Genomic DNA, 25561 nt, shown 5'->3' with positions numbered 1-25561 from the left:
AGAATATGATGTTCCGGTAATTGATATGTATGATAAAATTTATATTGAAGCTATAATGAAATAAAAAAACAAAGGAGAAGTGAAATGAATAATATATTTAGCAACTGGCATCTTGGGGTTACTTTCGGATTTCGTGCAAAAAATGGTTGGTTTTCTACCGAGGAAGCTAAGGCTGAAGCGAGAGCCATAAAGGAATCGGGTGCCGATTGGGTGGTGCTTGTTGTGACTGTATATCAGGAACATACCTATTCGGTAAAGCAGTTTAAGGATTTTGTTATGACACCCTCAGATTTGGAAGTTATGGAAATGATAGACTACTTGCATAGTTTAGGACTTAAGGTTCAGCTACGTCCTATGTTAGAAACTCTTGACGGCTCCGGTAGACTTGGTATATGGTTCCCGAAAGCGGATCACACGGGAAAACGTATACCCGGTCTTATCCGTACCGAGCTTTCCGATTGGTTTACGTCTATGACCGAGCGCGCCGTTTATTATGCAAAAATTGCAGAAAAAACTGGTGCCGAGATATACTGTATTGACAGTGAGCTTGACCGTCTTGTTGACTATAACGACTATTGGAAAAATCTGATAGAAAAGGTGCGTGCCGTTTACAGCGGACCCGTTACCTCCTGCCACACTACCCATACGGGAATAATAGATTATGAAAAAGTTTTAAACGATAAAAACCATTGGTTTTACGATTTGGATTTTCTTTCCCTTTCTTGCTATCATTCTGCCGCTATTCTCGGTCTCACAAAAGAGGAAAGAAAGGAAGATTTCCTTCCGCAGCTCCACCGTTTCAGAAGAGTTGCCGAAATATATGAAAAGCCCATTCTCTTCGGAGAATTTGGAAGCAATCTTCCGCCCGAAGAGCAGGCCGATTATCTTGCAATGTTTATTGAAATGTTTGAAAGCGAGCCTTGGTGGTACGGTCTTTATTGGTGGAAGTGGGACGAGCAGGTCGACCGTCCCTTCGGTGACCGTCGGTGGCCGATAAAGGGGCGCCCTGCAGAGAAGATTTATAATGAATGGAGTAGTGCCGATCGCTCACGCACTAGATAGGATGCGTTATGTAGCATATATGTTGCTGATAACATTTTTGAAAAATACCAAACTGATGGACTGTCGTGTCTCGAGTGAACAAATTTCTTCGCCGGCGACGAGGTCGCCCGAAGAAATGCGAAACGCAGAGTCACCGTGCCCCACATAAGGACAACAATTTTGTGAGATGTTGTCCTTTTATTTTTGCCTTTATTTAAGCCTTTTTCTGGCTTCTCATTATAATTTTACATACAAAAACACCGCTATCCGAGCGTAAAATTCCGGGTAGCGGTTATTTTTTATAAACAAATCGTGAAATTTTATAATATTCGTGAAAACTTTGCAGTAATCGTGAAACTTATGGGGTAGTCGTGAAATTTTTATATAATCGTCAAATTTTTGAGTAGGTAGATGCTTTTTATGTGCTGTCGCTATTAATAAATGACCGATTTTAAATTAAATGAATGCCAAGTGTTTTTTTATACTCTCTCGGGGAAACTCCGGTATATTTTTTGAAAATTCTGGCGAAATAGTTGGAATCGGTAAAACCGACCAATAGTGCAATTTCGGTAATGCTGTAATCGGATTCCTTTAAAAATGATGCGGCTATTTCCGAGCGATACTGATTGATGTAGCCGGTGACCGACTGACCCGTTTCCTTTTTAAAATAGCGGCAAAAATACTGCTCATTCAAATGAAACTGCTTTGCCAGATCGGCGGTGGTAAGCGGATTGGAATAGTGGGCGGCGATGTACTCTAAAATGCTGTTAATTTTCCGCAATTTATTTTGTTTCAGGGAAATCTCTTCTGGGGATAATTGCCCTGATTTATAGTTTCTGAGTAAGTGGCACAAAAGCCTGTAAGTGATTCCTTTTAATTCCAGTTCATACCCGGGCTCTTGCAGTGTGCTTTCCTCGCACAACTTGTCAAAATAGTCCCGAATGACGTGATCACCTTGTATGCGTGTGGGAAAGGAATAATTCTGAAAGGAGGCATCAGCTAAAAAGGAAGTATTGATTCGGAGTACGTAAAAAATGGTTTCATCCTCCAGGCGTACCGAGGAATGAGGCTCATAGCCGTTAATGAGCAGCATATCGCCTTTTTGGGTTTCGTAGGTAGTTCCGTTTACAGTGACTTTATAGCCGTTAGTCTTAAAAAAAAGAATTTCGGTGTGTTCATGCCAATGCGCACTGAAATAACCTCTTTCTTGCCAAATACTAAAAAGGATTGGGGAATTTTGTTTTTGGAAATTACTTTTTTCGTATTGCGTTAAAGGATTCATGTTTAACTCCTGTCATGTAGTGGTGAATACTTTGTTGATGCTATTATATAATATCCAAAAAGAAAAGTCAACGGAAACAGAAAAAGAAAAGTCAAAATTGTGCTACAATAAATCAAAATTATCAAGGAACTAAGATGGAAATGTAAATATAATAAAATAAAAATGCTGCTCGTAAAAGTGTTGTTGTAGGAGGAATGAATGTGAATACACCAAAATATCGTGTGCTTTGGACATGGGACTTAGGCTCGAACTGGGATATATCTGTTGAAAGCAAGATTATGGGTTGCTCAGGTAAAAATTTCAGAAGAGAGGCGTTTTTAAGCGATTACAAACGAATGGTGGACTATGCAAGTGCGCATCATTTCAACGGAATTGTGATCTGGGGTGCACTCCGCGCACATAATGACGGTTTGAACCAATTAAAGGAGCTTGTAAAATACGGCAGAAAAAAGAATGTCAGAATTATGCCGGGGGTAAGTGCGTTCAGTTATGGAGGTGTTTTTTATGATCCTTCCGAAGAAGCTTCACTCGGAATTGACAGAAAATTTGGTTCGCATCCATATTCTTTAAATACATGGCTGACGGAACATCCGGAATATAAATCTGTGGATGAAAATGGAAATCCTTATCCTTTCGGGCCTATGAACATTCTCGCGTGTCCTTCAAGACCTGAAAATTTAGAATGGTTTAAAGAGGCATTGGGGTGGCTCTATGATGAGATTGATGTTGACGGTATTCAGGTAGAAGTGGGTGACTACAGCGTTTGTCATTGTCCGCTTTGTGAAGAGCGCAGAAAAAACAGAAATGTAAAACGGGATTATTCTGTAGAGGATATGATAAATACTTATCGTGTTGCAGTTGATGTATCCAAAAAGAAAAAGGCGGATGCGTGGGTGATTTGCGAAACCTATTCGGGATTTGCTTATCCTAAAGGTGGATATGTTGACGGCAACTGGCAATCGATGCCCGATGAAGATCGAAAACTGTTGTCTGCCTTGCCGGATGATGCCATTTTGCAGTGGGCAGGCGACAGAGCAATCGGCGATTATGCAACAGATTGTTGGACGGAGAATATTTATACCCCAAAAGCCGATAACATTTTGCGTGTACACGCAGGCAGTCAGTATTCTATACTCGGGTCTGCCGATTGGGGTGTGGAGCTTATATGGCAGTTGGTTACAGAAGCAAGAAAACACAATGTAAACGGTGTAAGCATATTCGGGGAAGAATCTTTTCTTGCACCGCCCAACGAAGCAAATTATCTGGCATTTGAAGAGGCTTGCGGATTGGGAAAAGTAAATCTTAATTTGTCCATAGACAAATTTTATGCCGGAACCCTTGATCCGTTGTATGGTGGTACGGGAATGGCTTTGTGCTGGCGAAATTTGTATATCAAGGGTCGTATGCTTATGTTGGGTGAACGGGTGAAGGCTATGCCCCTTTCCCGTCAGCCGCTTGAAAAACTGACAGATGACCCGAATTTCAGAGAAAAGGCACTTACTTATGATGAAAGCCGAAAAATGGCATTGTTGGAGGAATATTTTAATCAGGCAGATGAAATTCTGCGCTCGTTAAGCCACACTCCCAAGGAGGTAAAAGGCAGATGGATTTGGCTTATAAATGACCTTCGGAATATGATGTATCTTGTATCTACCAAAAGTTTGTAAAGGGGACATTGGCACAAAGAAAAGAAAAAGACAGAACAATTATTATGAATACCATTCCGTTTCTTTCTGTTGCCGATTTGAAAGAAATTGCAGCAGAAGCAGGGTGTCATATTTACTGTGATGCAGAGTACATCTTATATGGCGACAACCGTTTTCTTGCCGTGATTGCAAATGATAAAGGGTTTTCGGGAACTTTGGATTTCGGCGAAGAAAAAGCCTGGAAAAAAGCAGGCACTTCAGAAAGCGGAACGGGAAGAGAGGTTTCGTTACAATTAAAAGCTTACGAAACGGCATTATATATATTTAAGTCTTAATAGTGGAGGAATAGATATGCGATTGATATTGGCACAAATCGGGGATAACCAAACGATAAGATTTGCCGTAAAAGAAATTATGCGTCTGATTAAAACAATGGACAACTCGCTTGTTTTGGATGTCAGAAAATATCCCGAAAAGAATGAATCGGTTAAAAATGCACTTTGGGTAGGGCTTGACGGCTCTATGAAATATGACCAAAAGAAAGACGGCATTTTTATCAGAGTCAAAAATGGTGCAGGTATAATAACCGGTGCAAATGAACGAAGTGTTCTTATTGCGGCATATCGGTTTATGTACGAGATGGGATGCAGATATCTTTATCCCGGCACAGACGGTGAAAAAATTCCAAAACGGACACTTGATTATGCAGATGTTTCAGCAGACGTACAAGAAACACCAAGCTATAATCACAGAGGTATTTGTATTGAAGGAGCGGTTGGGTATGAGCATGTTTTTAATACCATTGACTGGCTTCCTAAAGTGGGAATGAGTGCTTTCTTCACACAGTTTTCCACTCCCGGCATTTTCTTCCGAAAGTATTATGAAAAGTTTTATAAAGATAGCAAAGACCGTGACTTCGGCAATGAAATTCCAAACCGGGACATTGATGCGATGATTGACTCGCTTTTGTGCGAAATAGAAACAAGAGGTCTTGTTTATCATGCGGTAGGACACGGATGGAATTGTGCACCTTTCGGCATTGATGATTCAGGCTGGGAGAAATTTGAGGGCGAGATAGATGAAAGTGTTAAAAACATTCTTGCGTTGAGAAATGGAAAAAGAGAATTTTTCGGCGGAGTGCCGAAAAACACAAATCTTTGCTATTCCAACCCATATGTGCAAAATAAAATGACGGATGCTGTGGTAGAGTACTGTAAAAATCATCCAGCGGTAGATTATTTGCATTTCTGGCTGGCAGACGAGGCGCTTAATCAGTGTGAGTGTGAGAAATGTGCTGAAAAAAGACCCTCTGACTATTATGTGGATATGCTCAATATGCTGGATGAAAAGCTGAGCTTAGCAGGCATTGATACCAAAATTGTTTTTCTGATATATGTGGATTTGTTGTTTGCACCTGAAAAGGAAAAATTTAAAAATCCCGACAGATTTACGCTTATGTTTGCACCGATTAATCGTTGGTATTCTGAATTTTATGATGAAATTGATTTGGATAATTTGCCGAAAATTCCGCCTTATATACGCAACAAAGAGTTTAACAGATGCGGCACCGCTATAAACATTTCGTATTTGAAAGAGTGGCAAAAGCACTACAATGGCGAAGCTTTTGATTTTGATTATCATCTGATGTGGGACCACCACGCAGATCCGGGATACTATAACGTGGCAGAACTTATGCACAGAGATATGGTTGCATTGGAAAAATTGAATCTTGACGGTATGGTAAGTTGTCAACTGCTTCGTTCTGCTTTTCCGACAGGCTTGCCCCAATATTGTATGGCATCGGCTTTGTGGAATAAGAGCAAAAGCTTTGAAGATGTCAAGAATGAATATTTTACAGCCGCTTTTCAGGATAATGCAGATGCGGTTTCGCAATATCTTGCGGAAATTTCTGCGCTTTTCTGTCCGAATTTTATTCGCGGTCAGGTTCATCTTTTTGAGAAAGAAGAATATGTAGGACGTTGCAAAAAAGTTAAAGCTGTTATAAAGGATTTTTCCGAAAAATATATTAAACGGTACCGGGACTTGTCAAAGGAATGGCAATATTTAGCTGTCCATGCAATGCTTACCGATATTCTTGCAGATGCATACATTGCCGCATACAGCGGTGAAAAGGAAAAAGTTCCTGCTTTGAAAGAAAAGTTTCGTGCTTATGTCAAACAGTCGGAAAAAATAATTGATATGGTTTGCGCTGAAACAAGTTACTGTAGAAATACACTCGAAATGTATTTAAACCGCCATCTGTAATTTCTTTAATTTTCATATTGAAATTTATCATTGACTTTAAAATGAAACCTTGTGGTTCAAAGATGAAACTTTCTATTAAAGTTGTGGTCTTTATCCACATAAGGACAACAGTTTTGATAGAATTGTTGTCCTTTTATTTTTGCCTTTATTTAAGCCTTTTTCGGGCTTTTCGTTATAATTTTACACACAAAAACACCGCCATCCGAGAGCTAAATTTTGGGTGGCGGTTATTTTTTTATATTCAAATCGTGAAAGTTTAACAGTAATCGTGAAACTTATGGGCTGTACCTTTAAATTTATGGAGATATGTTCATTACAAAAAAAGAAAAAATGCTAAGAATCGAAGTGCGCAGACTCTTTGTATCAAACATAAAGACAAGTGATAATATAAGGTAGCAACAGCATGGGAACTTTATTATTTATTTCTCACATTTCTCACGCGGTAAAAGGTTGCGAGCGAAGAAAAACCGCACTCTAAGGCAAGGCTTGTGATGTTGTTTTCAGGATTGTTTTTAAGTAGTTTTTCAAAGTTATCATAGCGAACCATGTTGATATAATCAGTCAGCGACATACCGATATACCGATTAAACATTCTTGAAAAATAGGTTTTGTTATAACCAAAATTCGCAGAAATACTTTCCAGTGAAAGCGGTTCGGTATAGTTATCGTCCACAAATTGCAAAATTTCCGAAATCTGAGATACGGCTCTTAGTGGTCTTTTGATGTCCTCCATATCGTAGTGGGACGCAACCGACCCGAAAATTACACTTGCATACCCTTTTTCTGTGATTTTAAGTGCTTTTCCGTGGTTTTTCACCAAAGCATCAAAGCACGGAAACAAGGTCAGGTTAAATGCCTTATCCGAAAGCAACATAGGCAGTGTTTTGTTTTCAAAAAGCTTGGCGATATCACGGGTCAGGCGCTCAGGTACAGCGATGACATGTTTTCGGTGCGGTATTCTGTCCGAGCTGGTATGCCTGTAATAACAATGGGCAAAAACAATATCGCCTGCTTCTGCTATAAAGGTTTTATCCTCTATGGTGTACTCGGCTCTGCCGTCTATGATATACGCAATTTCAAAAGCGCGATGAAAATGTAACCGTCCGCTGTAAGCTATTTGCTCTTCTGCAAAAACGGCATCTGCAGAATCTTTTATCGCCTCGTAAAAGATAGTATTCATATTTTCTCCTTAAAAAGTAAATAAATGGGAAGATTTTGTTTTGTTTTATGATGCAAAAAAACTAAATTTATGTTATTTTAACATTATAAAAGAAATTTGTCAACAAACAAAGGAGGTAAATATATGAAATTTATTTTAGGCGCAAATTATTGGGGACGTGATTGGGGGACCGAAATGTGGCTGCACTATGACGGTAAAAAAATCCGCGAGGAAATGAAGTTACTTTCAGAATACGGTGTGAAAAATCTGCGCGTATTCCCTAACTGGAGAGATTTTCAGCCGGTTGAACGTGCAAGCGAATGGTGCGGTCTGCATGGTGAATATATAAACGCCAAAACAGGCGAGCCTGTATATGACGACGGTGTGGATATGGAAATGATTGAACATTTCCGCGATTTTTGCAAGGCTGCCGAAGAGAACGGAATAGAGCTTGTTGTAGCGATTGTCACAGGCTGGATGAGTGGCAAAATATACTGTCCGCCCGTACTTAATGATAAAAACTTAATTACCGACCCGGAAGCTTTGATGTGGATGCGTCGTTTTATCAAACGCTTTGTGCGTGAATTGAAAAACGAAAAGGCGATTGTCATGTGGGGACTTGGCAATGAATGTAACTGTCTAAGCCCTGCTGATAATGCTTACAAATCCTACAACTGGACTGCTGCTGTTGTAGATGCTATACGCAGTGAGGATACCACAAGACCTGTTTGCAGCGATATGCACAGCTTAGAATCGGGCGTGTGGGGGTCCTCTACTAAAAATAATCTCTGGCTGCTTGAGCACCAGGGCGAGCTGAACGACATGGTTTGTACACATCCTTATCCGTCGCTGACTGTATGTGGTGATGTAGAGCCTTACAACCGTATGCGCACCACCTGTCTTCCCACCGCACAGACCATATACTATGCAGGGGTTTCAGGCAAACCTGCCTACATACAGGAAAGCGGTACTTTCTCGCAAACCATAGGCAGTCAGGATATGAGTGCCGACTTTATGCGTATTCAGATTTTATCCGCCCTTGCAAACAATTTAAAGGGCTATCAATGGTGGTGTGCGTGGGAACAAAAGCATCTTGATTTTCCGCCTTACTCCTGGTCTATGATTGAAAGAGAGCTTGGCTTATTCAATCAGGATGTTTCGCCGAAGCCTGTAGCATTTACCATGCAGGAAATGTCTAAGCTTGTAGACAAGCTTCCCGATGGTCTTCCTGAAAGAGAAGTGAATGCAGTTTGCGTACTTTCCATTGAACAAAACAGAGAACACACCGCAATATCTTCCATTTTACTGGGGAAACAGGCAGGTATCGAGATGGATGTTGTATACACGCAAAATGGCGATATACCCGAACGGGATATCTATTTTGTTCCTTGTATCGGCGGTTGGAAAAATTTCTACAAGAAAACCTGGATGACCTTACTTGACCGTGTGCAAAAGGGTGCAACCATGTATCTGTCATTTAATGGCGGTCAGATTACCGATTTTCCCGAACTTGTGGGTGCAAAATCCTGTGGCTTTTTAAATAATGCAAGCAGAAAAGTTGACATAGATGGGGAAGAAGTTCCTTATACCTGCAAAGAAATTATTCTTGAACCAACCACAGCAGAGGTGCTTTTGACAAACGACAATGACAATCCCGTATTTTTGAAAAATAAGTACGGAAAAGGTACGGTATATTTCCTGAATATGCCCGTTGAACGCATTGCTTTTGAAGGGACCGACCTGTATAATACGATGCCTTACTACAAGCTTTATATGGAGGTGGGTAAAGATATCCTCAAAGACAAAATTGTCAGAGTGGATGACCGCAATATCGGTGTTACCATTCATCCCATAAACGACAATGAATGTTATGCAACGCTGCTTAATTATTCGGATAAAGACATAAAACCTGAAATTATAATGAAGGATGGCTGGGAAATCTCCGAAACCGTTTACGGCAATGCCGATTGCATTTCAAAATGTGACGGTGCATTCTTAAAACTGCATAAAAAATAAATGTCCATGTTTTTGAATGGGTGACGAAATAAAAGGGAGCTGTAATAAAATTACAGCTCCTTTTTGCTTATTCGGGTTTATGCCGTGCCAGATATTTTTTAAGTAAGGTAAATTTCATATGATAATCGTCGCAAACATCGTCAATCATAGGCTGATATTTTTGGACGCAGGCACGGAACGCATCTGAATGAACCTGCACGGCATCTTCGTCGCCGCTGTATCTTGCCATATACACATCCGCAAATATCGGAATCATAAATGTGTGAATGTAAAGATGTTCCCAGTCAGGAGATACATCTGCCATTTTTTGTGCATGTTTTTCACGGAATGCAATAACGACTTCTTTAAGCTTGGTATACCGTTCAATCACTTCTTCAGGAGAAAGCTTTAAGTTGCCTCTCACAAAGGGTGGGCAGGCAAGGTCTGAAATTTCAGAAAGATAGTTTTCTACCAGCTTTGCGTCTTCGCCAAAGGCGGTGGTGAAATAATCGTTTTTAATTTCTTCAAAGGTGCATTTTTTGTTCCAGAGTGTTTTTGCCATGGTGTAGGTCGGTAGTCCTGTCGGGAATGCCGAGCGGAGTAACTGACAGCTTAACATACCGTTGAGCTTGATTCTGTCAAGGGCTGCCATATCTCGGTTTATGATTTTTGAAACATTATAATAACCCGGGTCGGTATCGTGGTCCCACATCAGGTGATAATCAAAAACAAATGCGTCTCCTTTATAATTTCTCTGCCATTTTTCAAGATATGCCACATTCAGCTCTACCGTGTTGCGCACCATATCCTGATTTAACACAAAGGGTGCGGTTTCGGGCAGATTATCAAGGTCAATTTCGTCATAAGACTGCGAGAAAGAACGGGCGATGGGTGCAAATTTAAGACAAAAACGACCGCTGTCACGCAGTTTTTCCTGTTTTGGTGCAAACAGGGTGTCTGCATAGACGGTAAATACAATTTTTGTATCAAGACCCGCTTTTTCCAGCTTGATATCCAGCAAATTAAGCATATCCACATAATGGTCAGAAGGCGTTTTTTTGATGCATTCTTCACATTCACAATGGTTTCTGCCACCGTCACCCATACCAAAGCTAAGATAATGAATGTGTGGATTTTTTCTGCAGTATTCTACAGCGAAATCAGTAACATGCTCCATAACACCGGGATTGGAATAGCAAAGCTGGGTGCTGATGGGCGTATCGTTGAAGAACTTGCGTTCGCCTTTGTAAAGAGCAAGTGCTGCTCTCATTTTATCATCAATTTCACCCTCATATTTTTCCCAGCCGGTTGCAACAAAGCCGTACGGTGCACTTGACCAGCCGTGTCCTACTGCATGTAGCACCAGACTTCTTTTCTGAATTTCATCTTTTACAAGCTCCATCATTGCATCAATATCTGCATCGGTGAGATTGTTTCCAAAATCCTTATCCTGCTCGTTTTCGTAGTATTTGCTGTAATAGCGCTTAAAGAAGGTTGTGGGGGTGAAAAACTGAATATAGAAACTGTTCATGCCCACTTTAGGCAACCATTCAATGGTGTTTATCACATGCTCATAACCAACAGAACCTTCAATACAAATACCTCTGTGTCTGTAGCTGGGCAACTCGTCAATATCTACTGTTAAATCCGCATAATCAAGGGGCTGTTCCGGAATTTTTTCTCCGGCAGGACCGGGACGCAAAAAGCGACAACCAAGCTCTGTCATAAAACGATATGCAGCGATAAGTACACTTCTTTCATTACTACCTGTAATAATACCCTCTGCATCTTTTACCTTTATAACGATATGGTCGTCTTTGCTTTTTTCTACCGATCCGTCAATACCTACCCATAAGGCATTTTTAACGTCTGCTTTTTTCTCATCGTAGCGTCTTACATCCAAAGCGATTGTTTTGTCCATGGCTTTAATCAGACGCACAATTTCCTTTACGGCAAGCGCAACCGTTTGGTTTGTGCCGATTTGTGCTAAAATCAGTCTCATAATTAAACCTCCTTTTTTTAAAAAGTATATAAGATTATTTGGCTGTTTACAATAACGAATATAACTATTTTTTAACCATTTCGACGATTTTTATTGACTTGTCCAAAAAAGTTATATATAATGAAAAAAGAGGTGAATTACCTATGAATAAAGGATATTCCGTAAAAGATATAACGGTGGTACACAGAAATCCGAATAAAAGACAACTTGCTCAAAACAATCGAATACGAGCGGCGTTTTTCTTTATTGTTAAGGGTGAATTTATATTTGAAACTAAGGTAGGTACATTTTGTGCCAAAGAAAATGATGCGGTGTATCTGCCCAAAAAGTCAGACTACAGCTTTGTGATTACATCTGAAACTGCTGAGGTTATCATAACTGATTTTGAGCCGGAAACAGATGAGGAAGTTGTTATTTCTGTGTATCCCGAAGTGATTCAGGCAGGAGGAGATGGCAAACGGCTGTTTTATGATTTGCATCGTGCCTTTTACAAAAATGAGCAGTATGTCGTTTTGTCAAATCTGTTCGGCATCGCCGCCATGTTCGAGATGAAGCTGAATAAAAACGACGACTTAGGTAAAATCGGTCCCGCTGTAAAATATCTGGAAGCCAATTTCGACAAAGTTGTGTCTGTTAAAGAGCTTGCCGTACTTTGCGGGTTGAGCGAATCCCATTTCAGAAGTCTGTTTCGCGAAAAAATAAAAATGTCGCCTGTGAAATATAAAAATGCATTACTGATGAGGTATGCATCGGCACTTCTAAAATCTGAAGACATGAACATAAGCGAGGTTGCAGAATACTTAAATTTCTGCAGTATATATGCTTTCAGCAGAGCTTTTAAAAAGGAAATGGGAATTTCTCCCAAAAAATATACGCAAACGCAATAAAAAACATCCGTTAGCAAAACACTAAAATGTTTGAAAGAAAGACTTTTAAAAATCATTATGAGGGAGCGATTGAACCTTTTAAAATTATTGGAAACACATATTTCGTGGGAACTTTCCCTGCATCTTCACATTTGATAGACACAGGAGATGGGCTAATACTAATTGATACCGGATATGCTGATACTTTGTTCTTGCTAATAAACTCAATATATAGATTGCTTGATGGATTTTATATCGACAAAATGATATTTAAAGACAAGGTTTTATATGCGTTTCCCTTTAAAGAATCCCGTCTTAGCGAGGAAGAAACAGCCATTGCACAATGCCTTATCGATATGAAATACTACATCTTTTGGGGGAGATAATGTAACTGCTATCGGTTTTGAATAAAAATTACTATATTATCGAAAAAAATTAACTTTTTTACATGAAAAATTGACAAAATAGTGAGAAAGCTATACAATTAATGTGGGTATAGTATGCATAGTATAGTAGGCATGCGCTTTTAAAAACGCATACGAATTAACTACAAAATTTGCAAAAAAGAACAAATTCTATAGTGATGGGGGAAGGTATGAAAAAAAAGATTAGTTTATTGCTGATTGTAGCCATTATATTCATGTTGGTAACGGTTCCGGCTACAGCGGAAACAACAGGAAATATCGAATATAAGGTAACAAGCAGTGCGTTTTCGTCCAATGGTTTTACGATAACTTCTGATTTTGCAACGGCAATGACGGAGGGCGCAACAGCTGTATGGACATTGCCGGATACAGGTGAATCAAATTTAAGATTATATGTCCAAAAAAATTCAAATATTAAAATCGACATCTCTTCAGAAGGGAAAGTGACAACAAAGAACTTAATTGCAGCTTTTGATAATTGGTATGAGCTCGGATGCTACAATTTTACAAACGGAGATACAGTAACCATTACGGATAATGGTAAAACAGCTGTTATTGGCTCATTAAAAACAGAAAGTGCAAATCCAATCTTTTTATCGACTGCCGACTTGGATCAAACAGATATCCATCAGTTCAGAGACTGGTGGTCTTCATCATTGAAAAATTTTGACGGAACAAAGACATATCATGGATCGGGCTACGCAAAATGGACGGTGCCCGCAACTGCTTCAGGTAAAACTGATGTTTACTATTATTTGCCTGAGAACAAATCCTTTGTAGGCGAAGGATTGTCGGATTGCAGTGTTTCGGTTACATTTACGGATATTGAGGAAAATAAACGCACTTGTGAAGTGGGAAGTGCAAAACAAACGGCAGGTTGGGTAAAGGTTGCAACGGTTGAATTTAGTGGCAAGGGCGGAGAAACCCTTGAGGTTAAATCTTCAACAAATGGCGGCACCACCAGACTTTCTGGTTTTAAATTGGTTGCAAATCCAAATGGATATGCTTCCTATCTTATTCCTGCAACAAGCAGTCAGATGCTCGGTAGCTGGCAAGATGACTTTATTCATGATGAGAGTGGTAAATATAACCTGTATTCGTCCGATATTTTAAAAAGCGTCGGAACGAAAGAATCCGCTGTTTTTAAGACTGACGATGTTGAAAACGGCGCTTACTACCTTTTTGCCAGAACCTGTGATTATTCGGATTATTCAACAGCAAACAGAATTTTCAGTATTTCTGTAAATGGTACCGAATATCGCAAAAGAGAAAACGCAATAGATGGGGATTCGTCAAAAAATACAAGATTTTTCGGCACACACCAATATCCGGGAACAAATACGGGAACTGCAAGCAGCAATACACCGGCATGGGCGTGGGAGCAGGCAACTTACCCTTCAGGGGCGTTTATGGTAGAGAATGGGCAAATAGAAATCAAACTGAATGCAAAAGCAAATTCTGCAAGACTTGACGCTATTTTGATTACGCAGGATCCTTTCTGCACACTTGAAAATGTTAAATCTTATGCGGATTGTGCAGATGCTTTCCCGTCATATTTAGCATACAGAGATAAAATTGCTTATCCTGAAAGTGCAAAGCAAACCATGACAAGTGTAAGCCAAACCTTGTCATTGAAAAATGATAAAACCGAATTGAACTTTAAATTAGGCACATTAGCGGATGGAACCAATTTGGTACAGCGTGAATTGAAAGTTCAGAATCAAGTTGTTTTAGAGTATGAAACCGGCTTAGGTTTTTTGGCGGTTCGTGCGGACTCGGTACAAAAAATAGTTGATGAGAGACGTTATCCGAGGTTTTATGTTGATTACACCGTAAATGGTGAGAAATATAATTTTTATTCGTATGATATATATCGTTCCGGTGAACCGGAATGGTTAATACCAAGCACGTTAGAACAACTTGCGCTAAACAAAATTAAAATGACAGCCAAAGGAAAGCTTGCAGATATAACAGCAATCTGGACATTGGAGGAAGGGGATTTAGAGCCAAAGGTTGAGGTGACAGCCACCACAAACTTAGACGGTGAGTATTCTTTCGGATTCTTTAATGATCCCAATGAAATTTCAAGAGCGAATGTTGGGTATATCTTAACCCCATTCCGGTGGCAGGAAAGAAGATTTCCGGAAGACCCCAGATTGATTCCTGAAGAATTTTCTACCACCGACCATACCCAAATGACCTATAAAGCAAATGAAAATGGGCAGGAAATCACCTTAGGTGTTGCAGTAGATTTAGATTCCATTGCACCTTATCGCTGGACCCATACCGTTCCGGGCTACACCAAAAAGGATGTGCTTGGCAAAGAATTTACGATCGATTACACAGAGGAACAATCCAACTTTGGGTTAGGTACGATGGGTGAAAACGGTGGTGTGCAACCTTCTGTTTTTGCACCTTTGATGGGTACATTGGACTCAACATTTTCTGTAGGTGATACATATACCTTTGCATACAGACCGCTTGCCTCCATTTCAACAAGCGGTGACAACAGAGGGTGGTATGACTGCTATGCGCATGTGGTAAAAGATTTAAGAAATGTTTACGACTATCGTGATAACTACTATGCATCCATGACAGATACCGTATTTAATCTTTTGAATTTGATGAAAGATGATGAGAAGAGCGGTTGGGATGAAGAAATGCAGGGACACTACAATATAGAAGATACCTATCGTGTAACCAACTCTAACGGATTGGCGTATCTTCAATGCTATATGTTAACAGAGGATCAGGAACTGTTAATGGAAAGAACATTACCATCTATCGGTACACAGCTTACCCGCAACAGCACACATTTTAACAGTGAATTTTCATACGAATCCCGTTCAGAAGGTCCCATTAATAAAGAATTGACAAAAACGCAATTTGACCTTGGAAACTCCAACTTTGAAGGCGCTTATGTGATGACGCGCGGTCAAATGCCAATCCTTCGGAATATTGCAAAAAGCAATCTTATGTTAACAAGCGTTGAATCGGGCGGTCTGGGACTTGGAAACCCTTCTGATGCCTTGTGGTACGACAGAGCGACAGGAAATGTGTCCTTGTCTACAGCTATTGAATATGCGGATTCCTATATTGAAAACAGAAGCTTTTCTGCTGCAACAAATTACTTGAATGATAAATTGTTCATCAACGTCAGTTACAGCCCTCATTTTCAATCGCAGCTAGATATGTATGAAGCAACGGGCAATGCGGTGTATTTAGACGGTGCTGTAGAAGCGGCAAGAAGATTTTTGCCATCTTTAAGAACAACGGATATGCCAAGCAGCAAAACAGATATGTATGTGGCAGATGTTGAGCAAATCAAAAACGAAAGTCGGATTTTTAATAAAGACACCTGGTGGTGGAAAGACGGACAAGGCTACCGTCGAGGTGCAACCATGGTTGATGTTGTCGATAACACGAATGACAGCAATTATGTAAAGCGCGCAACCGCCGGTGCCCTGGAGAGTGCTCTTCAGGTTGATGATACGGAATATCCTTTCTGGGTAACCTCTCGTGTTGGTCTTGGGTTAGAGCAGTTTACAACTTGCTATGGCCGAAATGCAAATATTTTTATGTCAACCTGGGCAGGAGATATTTTGAGATTGGGTTATCTTTCGGATGACCAGTTGATGATGGATATGGCGCGAAACTCTATCGTCGGTCGCTTTGCAAACTATCCCGGTTATTATATCGACAGCTATTATTTAACCCCCGGTCTTCCGAATTATCCGATAGATGGTTTTGATTCCACAAGCTTATATTTTCATCATATTCCGGTGTTTATGGCGGCAGTTCAGGATTATTTGTTCTCAAATGCCTGGGTAAAATCCGAGGGAAAAGTTGACTTTCCGACCACAAGAAGCCAAGGCTATGTGTGGTTTAATACCCGTCATTACGGTGCAGAGGCAGGCGTAATGTATGATGAAACGGATATGTGGCCGTGGCTTAAAGAAGGGACGCTGACCATCACAGGTGCATCTTTATACGATGCACAACAAATTGACTGGATTGGTGGCAGAAAAGATGGGAGAGCGGCATTTGCGCTTACCAATGCAAGCGATGTCGATCAAACAGTGACAATTGCCTTTAACAGCGATATGAAGGTTAAAGACGGTTCAAAAGCAACCGTTTACGACAAAGCAGGAAATGCATCTTTGGTTGATGTTACGGATGGTGCAGTCACAATTACAATTCCTGCAAAAGGTATTCGGACAATTGCGGTTTCAGGCAGCGGAATTGCAGCACCTATGTATAGCAAGGTTGTTTTTGAAAATGAACCGAATGCTAACAACCTCTATATGGGAAATTCTGCTATGGGACTTATGTATAAAGGAAATACATATAAGAGCAGTTACGAAGAAAACACCTGGAAAGGTTATAAAACAGAAACGGGTTATGATGTAAAAGCTTATGCACTTTCTGTTGACCCAAGAAACTATATGGGCTATATCTTTGTTGGCGGAAGGTCTACCGAAGCACGCATTGATGAAAAAGGGGTGCCGGCAGGTGATGGCAAAAATGGTATTGTAAAATCCACACTTACATGGCATTACGAAGGAGATACCGAGGTGCATACCGAAACCGACACGCATTTTCCTTATGAATTTTATTTGCCGGTTTATGACAGAGCAAAGAAAATTGTATTCAATGTAGAAACAGAGTTTGGGAACGGCGAGGTTAAAACTCTGGCAGAAGAGCATACAATCGAACCGATGGCTGTTGTTTTGGAAGAAACGGTTAGTAAAAATCATTTTGAACCTGTGTCACTAAAAGACCTTACACAAGCAGGAGGTGTGAGTGCGCCTGTCACAAAAGGAAGATTGAAATTCTGTCTTGGCGATTCAAATTATTCTGAAGAAACATTTGGGGGATTTGATTTCAAAGCAGACGATGCATTGACTGATTGCTATTTGAGCGGTTATTTGGAAGTAAAAGATGTGGAGGCTACTACGGATGTTGTGGAAAGCGGATACATTATCTTTGACAAGGTGAAAATTGAGCAAAGTATGTACAATTCATCAAAGTCCAGAACTGATTTTACGGTATCCCAATTTTATCTTGCGCATATAGATAACTGTCACAAATATGATAGTGACGGAAATTACATAGGCGAAAAACAAGGTGTAATCAATGTAACCCATGGCGCGACTACAGCCTATGATTGGTCAAATCTTTATATTGTAGATGCCAAAACAGACGGAGAACTTAAAATTGTGCAGGATGGAAATCAGTACATTGTGCAATGTGACGGTGCAAAGTACTGCTTTGTTGCAATTGTTACTTATGATGATAACAGAATGACATCTTTTACGGTGGATAAAGCAATTGTAAGCGTCAATAATTCTAAAGTGTACACTTTGAATGAAAATCAGAAGCTGTTTGTTTGGGAAAATGACTTGTATAATGGTACAAATCTGACGCCTTTGTTGCCTGCAAAAACAATTAATTAGCTTAATAAACACCCCCACCTGAAATGGTGGGGGTGTTTCGTTTTTGTGTAATTTTTGACTAAAATTCGGTTGTGGTCATTGTGGTTGTATCAAATAGTATCGTGTGGTCAAAAGAAAAAATGTTTTTTGTGCCAAGGGATTTCATCCATTCTGCAGTTTTGGGCGTTTCAAAAGGACCTTCTCCGATTTCTCCTTCTCCCAAATATTTTCTGTTTTCCCATAACCAGTCGGGTGTCGGCCAAAAAGCAAATTCAGGCTCAATGGCTTTATACACTTCTTCCGTAACGCCGCCTTGTCCATGGTGTGCCATCTGAACTGCCGTACATTTTAAATCGCAGGGCTTGGAAAGCAGACGGTTTCCGCCTTCAGCACCTAAATCTCCTAAAAACAGAATGCTGAAATTATCTTCGGAAACTTTAAAGACGCAAGACTGATCATTAATAGGATTTGTCTTTAAATCGGGATTGTTTCCGGCAAGAACCTCCACTTTCATACTGCCAAGGGAAAACTGCATACCTTCTTTGATTTCAAAAAGTCTGTCACCCAGTGTTTTGGCAAAAGCGTTCCAGTTATGCAGTTCTTTTCGTTCTTCTTCGTTTATATCGTCTGCCCACGAATCAGGTAACACAGCGGCGCCCATTTTTTCATAGGTGACATCTTTATATTTGGCAAGCAGCTCAATAACTGCATCATAGTGGTCATTGTGCGGGTGCGTAATAAGCCATAAGCAAATATTACCGCCGAGTTTTTTTATAACCCTGTAAAGTTCCGCATCATTTCCTGTTATACCGCCATCAATAACAAGTACTTCGCCAGTTTTTGACTGTAAAACATAACCCATGGTCTGATAAGCGGTTTTGTTGGTCAACTGAACAATTTTCATAAGTTTGTCCTCTTTTCGTTTTCATTATTTCCGATACCAGTTATTGATTTTATTCTAACGTATTTATCTTTCCAATGCACGATAAAAGTTGTATAATATTAGATAGAAGTTATTATCAATTTGAAATTTGTATATTTGGTTTGCTAATATGCTTTCTGTATTGTGAAGGTGTTTGACCGGTATAATTTTTGAATACATAATTAAAATTACGTAGGTTGTCAAAGCCGCATTCGATGGAAATGGAGAGGATATCCTTGCTCGTGGTTAATAAAAAATCACAGGCAAGCTGCACCCGGTACAGATTGATAAAGGCTTTGAAATTCATATTAAAATATTTGTGAAACAAAAGGGAGGCATAATGGTATTCATAGCCAAGCGCACGGGCTAATTCTTTTAAAGACAGTGCTTTATTGTAATTTTTCGATATATATTCATAAATTTGATTAAATACATTCATATTTATTTCTTGCGTTGTGATTTCGGTTGCATTGTTGATGCAGGCATCACAAACTAAGTTTAAACATGAAATGATTATATACAGCGGAGGTATTCCGCCTATTAATAAATATTTCTTTAAGAATACTTCAATATCAGGGTCGCATCTGAATTTTGAAAACTGGGAGTTTTCATACTCTTTTGCAAATTTATAGACATAATCATCCGAAAATACGGCTACCCATACCTTTTGTTCTTCGGTTACCGTGAAGGAGTGTATGGAATTGGGGCGAATCAGGAAAAAATCACCTTCTGAAAGGGTGAAGCGCTCTCCGTGAACAAATATGTCCAAGGTGCCTTCGTAAATGTAAATCAATTCATAATTTCTATGGAAATGTGCAGGTATCGACCAGGGTTTATAGATGCTTGCCTTATAGTCGAAATTTCCGACAGAATTGTGAGAATGATGCAATGCCATTGTGATTCCTCCTTTGAAATAATAACTTTTATCTAGTATTATACAACTTTTTTCGTGCTTTGTAAATAGAAAAATGTTATAATAAAAATGTAAACTTTAATCGACCAAGCTTGTTTGCAAGCATAATGTCGGTAGAAATTAGAATTACAACTAAAAGAAAGGATGAAGAAAATGAAGAAATGGATTGCAATTTTTATGCTCTTTTGTATGCTGTGCAACCTGCTTGGCATGAACGTTTTTGCAGGAACAAAAGAGGATTCATTTCAGGTAACGGCTGTTTCTTCCGGTGTAGGGGACAACAGCATTCGCTTTGTTGTGCCTTTGAGCGAATTTCCGATGGAGGTTACTGAAAACAGTCTTGCAGGTTATAAAGTTACGGCTGAACTTGTAAATTTAAGTGATGCAAACGTAAAGTATAACTTAGATAGTACCATCATCTCCAACGAAATGAGAGATGGCGGTCGTACGGTTTTGGCTGTCAAAGCAACTGCGGCGGCGCCTTCAAGACCTAAGGGTGAAGATACGTACAATAACTACACATTGAATCTTACTATTTCCAAGCCGGAGCCGGTAAAATTGCCTGATCCGCCGGCAGGTTATACAGGTGCACCTACGATATTTGTTAAAGCACAGGATTTTAAAGAACATCCCGGCTCTTGGAATATTGCTGCACCTGAAGTGGGCGCAACCTTAGAAATCTTAAAATCCAACGCATCAAGCATGCAAAGCGCAAAGTCGGCACAGGTAAGTATATATGTGCCGAAGGATGGCACCTATAAGGTTTATGCAAGGGCAAGAGATTATGCAGCTTTTATAAGCTCAAACGGCTCAATCGTAGAATCCGGAACAAGATTTTTCCATATTGCGGTCGGCGGCACACGTTTTGATACGGTTATCGGCGACCATGGCGAGAGCAGATTTGCCTGGGAAGAGGTTGGTTCTGTTACCCTCAAGGAGGGCAGAACAGCAATAGAAGTGTTTGATACTGCTGCGTTTTACGGAAGATTAGAGGGCATTATTTTAACAACAAATGACAATCTTCCTTTGCCTGAAACGGCAGAAGAAATCCAAAAAATGACCGAAACCTATCCGGCATGGGTTCTTCCTTACTTAGCTACCGATTTCGAAACCAAGACAGAAAGTTCCGATACACCATCCGTAGAGGCAAAACCTGTAGAGTTTAAAGAGGGGTATAACTACTATGTATATACACCCGAAACCTTTAAGAACAGCTTGGGAAGTTGGGAAATTACAAATCAGGATACCAAAAACAGCGTGCTTCCCAATATTATGGTAGGAAGAAATGATAACAAGGATTCGTCGAATAATCCGGCTACAGCAAAGTTTGGCATTCCTAAAGACGGTTTTTACAAAGTCATGGTACATACAAGAGATTTTGCGTCTATGCCGGGCACCCGATTGTTCAAGGTGAAAGCCGGCGAAAATCCGGATATCGTTTTTGGTGCACTCGGAAAGGATGCCTGGGGATGGCAGGAAAGTGCCGTACTTCCGTTTTCTTCCGGCGAAAAATTGCTGAAAGTGATGGACTATAAAGGATACAATGCACGTGTGGATATGATCATCATTACGGACGACTTGTATTTTAAGGTGGATGATTCGGTTGAAAATTTCAAAGAGCTTTCCAAAAAACAATATGTACCGGGCACTGTAAAGCAACAGGCACAAGATAATACTGGCAGACCTGCAGATGAAATTGCGGTAAAATTAAATGGCGAATATATGCAATTTGATGTGCCTCCGATTTTAATGAATGACAGAACTATGGTTCCGTTCCGTGCTATTTTTGAGGCACTTGGTTGCGATGTACAATGGGATAATGACAACCAGACCGCAATCGGTATAAGAAACGGTAAAACAATAATGCTTCCCATCGGGGATAGTATGGCAAGAATTGACAACGAAGGCAAGTTTATGGATCAGCCTGCCATTGTTGTAAACGACAGAACTTTGGTTCCGCTCCGTTTTGTATCGGAAGCATTGGGCGCAAATGTAGAATGGATAGACGAAACACAAACCGTAGTTATTATGGCGCGTGTTACACCGAGAACCTATTGGTTTGTACCTTCTTCTTTTAAAGAACTCGGTACATGGTCGTTTGAAACCGGTGTGTCGGGTGCTTTTGACGGAAAAGCTTTAAGAGGTATGCATCCGAATGTCGGCAATCCTACGCCCAAGGACGCGGATCCATCTAAAACAAAACCCGCAAAGGTTACTTTTGATGCGCCTGAGAGCGGAACATATACCCTTTGGGCAAGATCTAAAGACTTCCAGTACAACCAGCAGGGAACCAGAAAGTTTCAGATTGAAGTTAACGGCAAACGTGTGGATGCAGAATTTGGTACCCATGGAAAGACAGGATTTATATGGATGCGTGCAGGCGAAGTATCTGTAAAAGAAGGTGAAAACGAGCTTTCGCTGATAGATACCTCCGCTTTTGGCGCAAGATGTGATGCGATTTTATTGACAGAGGATCCCAATTACGTTCCGCCGGAAAATATGAATAGTATGTATGCAATTGCATCTCCGTTCAATCCTACATCGGGCAAGTCTGCAGGTTTTCCGCAATATGCAAAAGAACAAGCAGAACCGACACAAGAAATTGTACTCGAAAATGCAGATGTAAAGGTTGTATTTTATAATGTTCCGACTGCAAAAGGACCTGTAATTCAAAACGAAATTTACGCAAAACAGAATGGTCAATACGTTTTAACAAAAGAACGTAAAGAAGAATTGGGCTATGTGGTTATTTCGGCAGATAATGCCCAGGAAATGGCGCCTGCTGAGGATAAGTATACGTTCAGCACGCAATTCAAAGAAGACGGAATCAGTCGTCTGTATGCAGGTAATGATTTGTACGCAAGTGGTTTAAAAACTTGGTTTGTGCCCATCGGAATGGAAAAAATTGCAGATAATCAGTTGAAGCTCCTCTTTGAAGATAAAGATGGGGTGTCGTTAGAAGTTATCTGGTCGCTGGATGATACCAAAACACCTCTTGTTACAATGAATATGGTGGCAAACAAAGAAGGCTTCTATACCATGGGCGGTTGGGAAGGCAGTGAAATGGCTTATGATGACATTTCGTTCGCTCTCGCACCCTATCGTGTACAAGGTAAGAGAATTCATGGCGATAAATGTCTTCTTATTGAACAATATCTCTTTACGCCTATGGGCACATATACAACAACCAAAAACGGCGTTCAGGTTACCAAAGGTGTTGTAGTAGAGCCCTCATTCATTCCGCTTCGTTGGGTTTATAACGACAATGGTATATTTGGTATAAATATGAAAGGCGTTTACGGCAATTACCGTGCGTCAGCTTTTGCCCCTGTTTTAGGTACAGAAGACTCAAAAATGAATGCAGGTGACAGTTATACCTTTAAGTATCGTATTGTAAGTACACCGGGAGATTGGTTTGATACCTATAAATATATCACACAGGAATTATTTGATGTAAGCGATTACCGTGAAAATGTGAATACATCTTTGACAACCGCAATCTTCAATACAAGAAAACTTATGATGGATGATTATTACGGTGGTTGGGATGCAAACAACATGGGACACTACAATATGGAAGGTATGAATGTTACATCCCAGGGTAATCCGATGTATGCAATGCAACAGTATTTGCTGACAGAAGATGAAAATGTCTTAACCGAAAGAGCGATTCCGACCATTGCGTCCACACTCACAAGAGGGGATATACATTTTAATTCTACAGACCGAAAAGGCGGACTTTCGTACTGGTCATTCAAAGAATTGCCCATGCCGATTGGTGAACCGATTGCAGGTTTCAACGCCAATGTGTATGGCGGTATGTATGAAATGACACGTGGTATGGTTCCTTTCTTACATGAACATGCATTGAAAAAAGGAACGAGCGAGGTTACCAACTCCTATGGTTCTATCGCATCTTTTTCAAATCTCCTGAACATGTATAAATACACAGGAGACAAGACGTATTTGGATAAAGCTGTTGCTGATGCCGATAAATATTTAGAGGAAGTGGTATATGCGACACCTACCTCAATGATTGGCTGGAGTTCCTTTATCAACATTTCATACTTCCCCAATTTAGCTTCATTAATCGACATTTATGAGATAACAGGAGAGCAAAGATTTTTAGATGCAGCAGAAGAAGTTGCACGTTATCTTGCAACCACGCTTTGGGTGCCGGGTCTGGATGGAGAAAAGAAAAACGGCACTGTACTGGCGAACGATATAAATGAAATCATGAAATGGAACGGAGATGCGGACAAAGACGGTAACGACTCCTGGTGGGCAGGCGACAAGAGATTCCGTGTAGGACGTCCGGGAGAACACTTCAGCGACTTGTCCAGTAATGTGAATATCACTAAGCTTACAGGTGAAGTACCCTCCTGGATTCCGTCTCGTGTCGGTCTTGGTCTTGAACAATCTTCTACTTTCCAGGGATCATCCGGACATATTACCATGAATACATGGGCAGGGGATTTGATGAGACTTTCCTTGTATACGGATGATGAATACTATGAAATGCTTGCTCGAAATGTAATCATCGGCAGATTTTCAAATTATCCGGGTTATAAATTAACAGGCTTTACTACATATCAGCAAACCGAACAATATCCGTTTGAAGGACCGGACTATACCGCTATTTATGCACATCATATTACGCCGTTCTTGGCAATGCTGGAAGATTTCTTAATCAACCAGACGCTTCTGTGGTCAAACGGAAATATTAAGTTCCCATCCCTCCGTCAGCAAGGTTATGCGTACTTTAACTCCAATCAGTACGGACATGAAGCAGGAAAGTTCTATGATGAAGAAAATATGTGGGCATGGCTGGATGAAGGCATTGTTGAAACCGGAAATATTCAAATTGACTTTATGGCAGCCAAGAAAGATGGCGTTGCCGGTATAGCATTTATGAATGAGTCTCAACAAGATGTAACAACCACCATTTCCTTAGGTGAAAAGATTGGTGCTTACACAGGAAGCGCAACACTTTATGATAAAACAGGCAATATCGGAACCGTTATGTTTACAGACGGAAAAGCCGAACTTACCATTCCTGCAAGAGCATTAAAGGCAATCATCATTAAAACAGATGCAGTAAAAGCACCTGCATTTTCAAAGGTAGAATACTCTACTACAAATTCAAAAATTGAAAATACCGTTTCAACACACACAAATGGTAAGGGTTACGTTTTGCAGATGTCTCCCGATGGATACTATGCATATGTTTATGTAACAGATAAACCCAATACTACAAAGAACGTAACACTGTCTTACAGTATTGGTGGAGAAACCATGACAATGACTGACGATGTATATCCGTATGAATTTATTGTAAAGGTAGATGATTCAACAAAAACCTTTGAGTATACTTTGTCATCCGAACTTTTATCAGGTGAGACAGTAAGCGGCGGAAGCGGTACATTAAAGCCGATAAAGTGAGGTTGTTTAATCAGTTTGAAGCAAAGCAGATAGTTAATGTGCTTGCAGAAACGCGCGTGTATTGCTGATACGTTTTATAAAACTTTGATGCGAGAAAATGAGCGATAAAAGAGACCGGCATATGCCGGTCTCTTTTCGTTGTTTGCAACGAAAACCACGCGATGGTCG

The 25561-nt window shown here is 40.2% G+C and carries 14 protein-coding genes; 9 read left to right on the top strand and 5 right to left on the bottom strand.

Translation table 11 applies throughout. The features are described 5' to 3' along the window. Window positions 1-84 precede the first annotated feature (84 nt). Window positions 85-1062 (top strand): hypothetical protein, encoded by a 978-nt coding sequence (locus IJE10_07415; GenBank protein ID MBQ2967927.1) that lies wholly within the window; start codon window positions 85-87, stop codon window positions 1060-1062. Window positions 1063-1492: 430 nt separating this feature from the next. Here IJE10_07415 and IJE10_07410 read toward each other — a convergent pair whose 3' ends face one another. Further along, window positions 1493-2323, bottom strand: coding sequence for a helix-turn-helix transcriptional regulator (locus IJE10_07410; GenBank protein MBQ2967926.1), 831 nt, complete (start codon window positions 2321-2323; stop codon window positions 1493-1495). A gap of 200 nt (window positions 2324-2523) precedes the next feature. Between IJE10_07410 and IJE10_07405 the strand changes: the two genes are divergently transcribed. Genes IJE10_07405 through IJE10_07395 form a run of 3 tightly spaced genes read left to right on the top strand, consistent with a single transcriptional unit; the run spans window position 2524 to window position 6234 of the window. Then, window positions 2524-3990, top strand: coding sequence for a hypothetical protein (locus tag IJE10_07405; GenBank protein MBQ2967925.1), 1467 nt, complete (start codon window positions 2524-2526; stop codon window positions 3988-3990). Window positions 3991-3998: 8 nt separating this feature from the next. Further along, entirely contained in the window at window positions 3999-4304 is a 306-nt protein-coding gene (locus IJE10_07400) for a hypothetical protein (protein MBQ2967924.1), read from the top strand. Between the two features lie 16 nt (window positions 4305-4320). Next, window positions 4321-6234 (top strand): DUF4838 domain-containing protein, encoded by a 1914-nt coding sequence (locus IJE10_07395; protein MBQ2967923.1) that lies wholly within the window; start codon window positions 4321-4323, stop codon window positions 6232-6234. A gap of 415 nt (window positions 6235-6649) precedes the next feature. On the opposite strand, the gene IJE10_07390 is transcribed toward IJE10_07395, so the two are convergent. Then, window positions 6650-7414 carry a helix-turn-helix transcriptional regulator gene (locus IJE10_07390; GenBank protein MBQ2967922.1) on the bottom strand — a complete coding sequence of 255 codons (765 nt, stop codon included), beginning with the start codon at window positions 7412-7414 and terminating at the stop codon, window positions 6650-6652. A 123-nt stretch (window positions 7415-7537) separates the two neighbouring features. On the opposite strand from IJE10_07390, the gene IJE10_07385 reads away from it, so the two are divergent. Further along, the gene (locus IJE10_07385; protein MBQ2967921.1) at window positions 7538-9409 is read left to right on the top strand and encodes a cellulase family glycosylhydrolase; all 1872 of its coding nucleotides are present in this window, start codon (window positions 7538-7540) and stop codon (window positions 9407-9409) included. A gap of 67 nt (window positions 9410-9476) precedes the next feature. On the opposite strand, the gene IJE10_07380 is transcribed toward IJE10_07385, so the two are convergent. Then, a complete protein-coding gene (locus IJE10_07380; GenBank protein ID MBQ2967920.1) occupies window positions 9477-11390 on the bottom strand; it encodes a DUF4838 domain-containing protein in 1914 nt (637 codons plus the stop codon). Between the two features lie 143 nt (window positions 11391-11533). Here IJE10_07380 and IJE10_07375 point away from each other — a divergent pair, with 143 nt between their 5' ends. The 3 genes from IJE10_07375 to IJE10_07365 all read left to right on the top strand — a co-directional run bounded on the left by IJE10_07375 (window position 11534) and on the right by IJE10_07365 (window position 18137). Further along, on the top strand, window positions 11534-12277 hold the full coding sequence (locus IJE10_07375) for a helix-turn-helix transcriptional regulator (protein ID MBQ2967919.1): 744 nt from the start codon (window positions 11534-11536) through the stop codon (window positions 12275-12277). 26 nt (window positions 12278-12303) lie between these two features. Next, window positions 12304-12642 carry a hypothetical protein gene (locus tag IJE10_07370; GenBank protein MBQ2967918.1) on the top strand — a complete coding sequence of 113 codons (339 nt, stop codon included), beginning with the start codon at window positions 12304-12306 and terminating at the stop codon, window positions 12640-12642. 209 nt (window positions 12643-12851) lie between these two features. Next, on the top strand, window positions 12852-18137 hold the full coding sequence (locus IJE10_07365) for a hypothetical protein (GenBank protein MBQ2967917.1): 5286 nt from the start codon (window positions 12852-12854) through the stop codon (window positions 18135-18137). 58 nt (window positions 18138-18195) lie between these two features. On the opposite strand, the gene IJE10_07360 is transcribed toward IJE10_07365, so the two are convergent. Together IJE10_07360 and IJE10_07355 are read right to left on the bottom strand one after the other, a co-directional pair. Continuing rightward, a complete protein-coding gene (locus IJE10_07360) occupies window positions 18196-19020 on the bottom strand; it encodes an MBL fold metallo-hydrolase (GenBank protein MBQ2967916.1) in 825 nt (274 codons plus the stop codon). A 115-nt stretch (window positions 19021-19135) separates the two neighbouring features. Beyond that, window positions 19136-19933: an AraC family transcriptional regulator gene (locus IJE10_07355; GenBank protein ID MBQ2967915.1), complete on the bottom strand. Its 798-nt coding sequence runs from the start codon at window positions 19931-19933 to the stop codon at window positions 19136-19138. Window positions 19934-20104: 171 nt separating this feature from the next. Here IJE10_07355 and IJE10_07350 point away from each other — a divergent pair, with 171 nt between their 5' ends. After that, window positions 20105-25393, top strand: coding sequence for a hypothetical protein (locus IJE10_07350; GenBank protein ID MBQ2967914.1), 5289 nt, complete (start codon window positions 20105-20107; stop codon window positions 25391-25393). Window positions 25394-25561 lie beyond the last annotated feature (168 nt).

The organism is Clostridia bacterium (assembly GCA_017410375.1).
Classification (GTDB): domain Bacteria; phylum Bacillota; class Clostridia; order RGIG6154; family RGIG6154; genus RGIG6154.
This window is presented reverse-complemented; position numbering and strand designations above follow the sequence as displayed.

Bases quoted from the DNA above. Each gene is read 5' to 3' on its own strand.
- IJE10_07410 (MBQ2967926.1), bottom strand. From the start codon at position 2,323: ATGAATCCTTTAACGCAATACGAAAAAAGTAATTTCCAAAAACAAAAT.
- IJE10_07415 (MBQ2967927.1), top strand. From the start codon at position 85: ATGAATAATATATTTAGCAACTGGCATCTTGGGGTTACTTTCGGATTT.
- IJE10_07365 (MBQ2967917.1), top strand. From the start codon at position 12,852: ATGAAAAAAAAGATTAGTTTATTGCTGATTGTAGCCATTATATTCATG.
- IJE10_07395 (MBQ2967923.1), top strand. From the start codon at position 4,321: ATGCGATTGATATTGGCACAAATCGGGGATAACCAAACGATAAGATTT.
- IJE10_07355 (MBQ2967915.1), bottom strand. From the start codon at position 19,933: ATGGCATTGCATCATTCTCACAATTCTGTCGGAAATTTCGACTATAAG.
- IJE10_07390 (MBQ2967922.1), bottom strand. From the start codon at position 7,414: ATGAATACTATCTTTTACGAGGCGATAAAAGATTCTGCAGATGCCGTT.
- IJE10_07380 (MBQ2967920.1), bottom strand. From the start codon at position 11,390: ATGAGACTGATTTTAGCACAAATCGGCACAAACCAAACGGTTGCGCTT.
- IJE10_07350 (MBQ2967914.1), top strand. From the start codon at position 20,105: ATGAAGAAATGGATTGCAATTTTTATGCTCTTTTGTATGCTGTGCAAC.
- IJE10_07370 (MBQ2967918.1), top strand. From the start codon at position 12,304: ATGTTTGAAAGAAAGACTTTTAAAAATCATTATGAGGGAGCGATTGAA.
- IJE10_07360 (MBQ2967916.1), bottom strand. From the start codon at position 19,020: ATGAAAATTGTTCAGTTGACCAACAAAACCGCTTATCAGACCATGGGT.
- IJE10_07375 (MBQ2967919.1), top strand. From the start codon at position 11,534: ATGAATAAAGGATATTCCGTAAAAGATATAACGGTGGTACACAGAAAT.
- IJE10_07385 (MBQ2967921.1), top strand. From the start codon at position 7,538: ATGAAATTTATTTTAGGCGCAAATTATTGGGGACGTGATTGGGGGACC.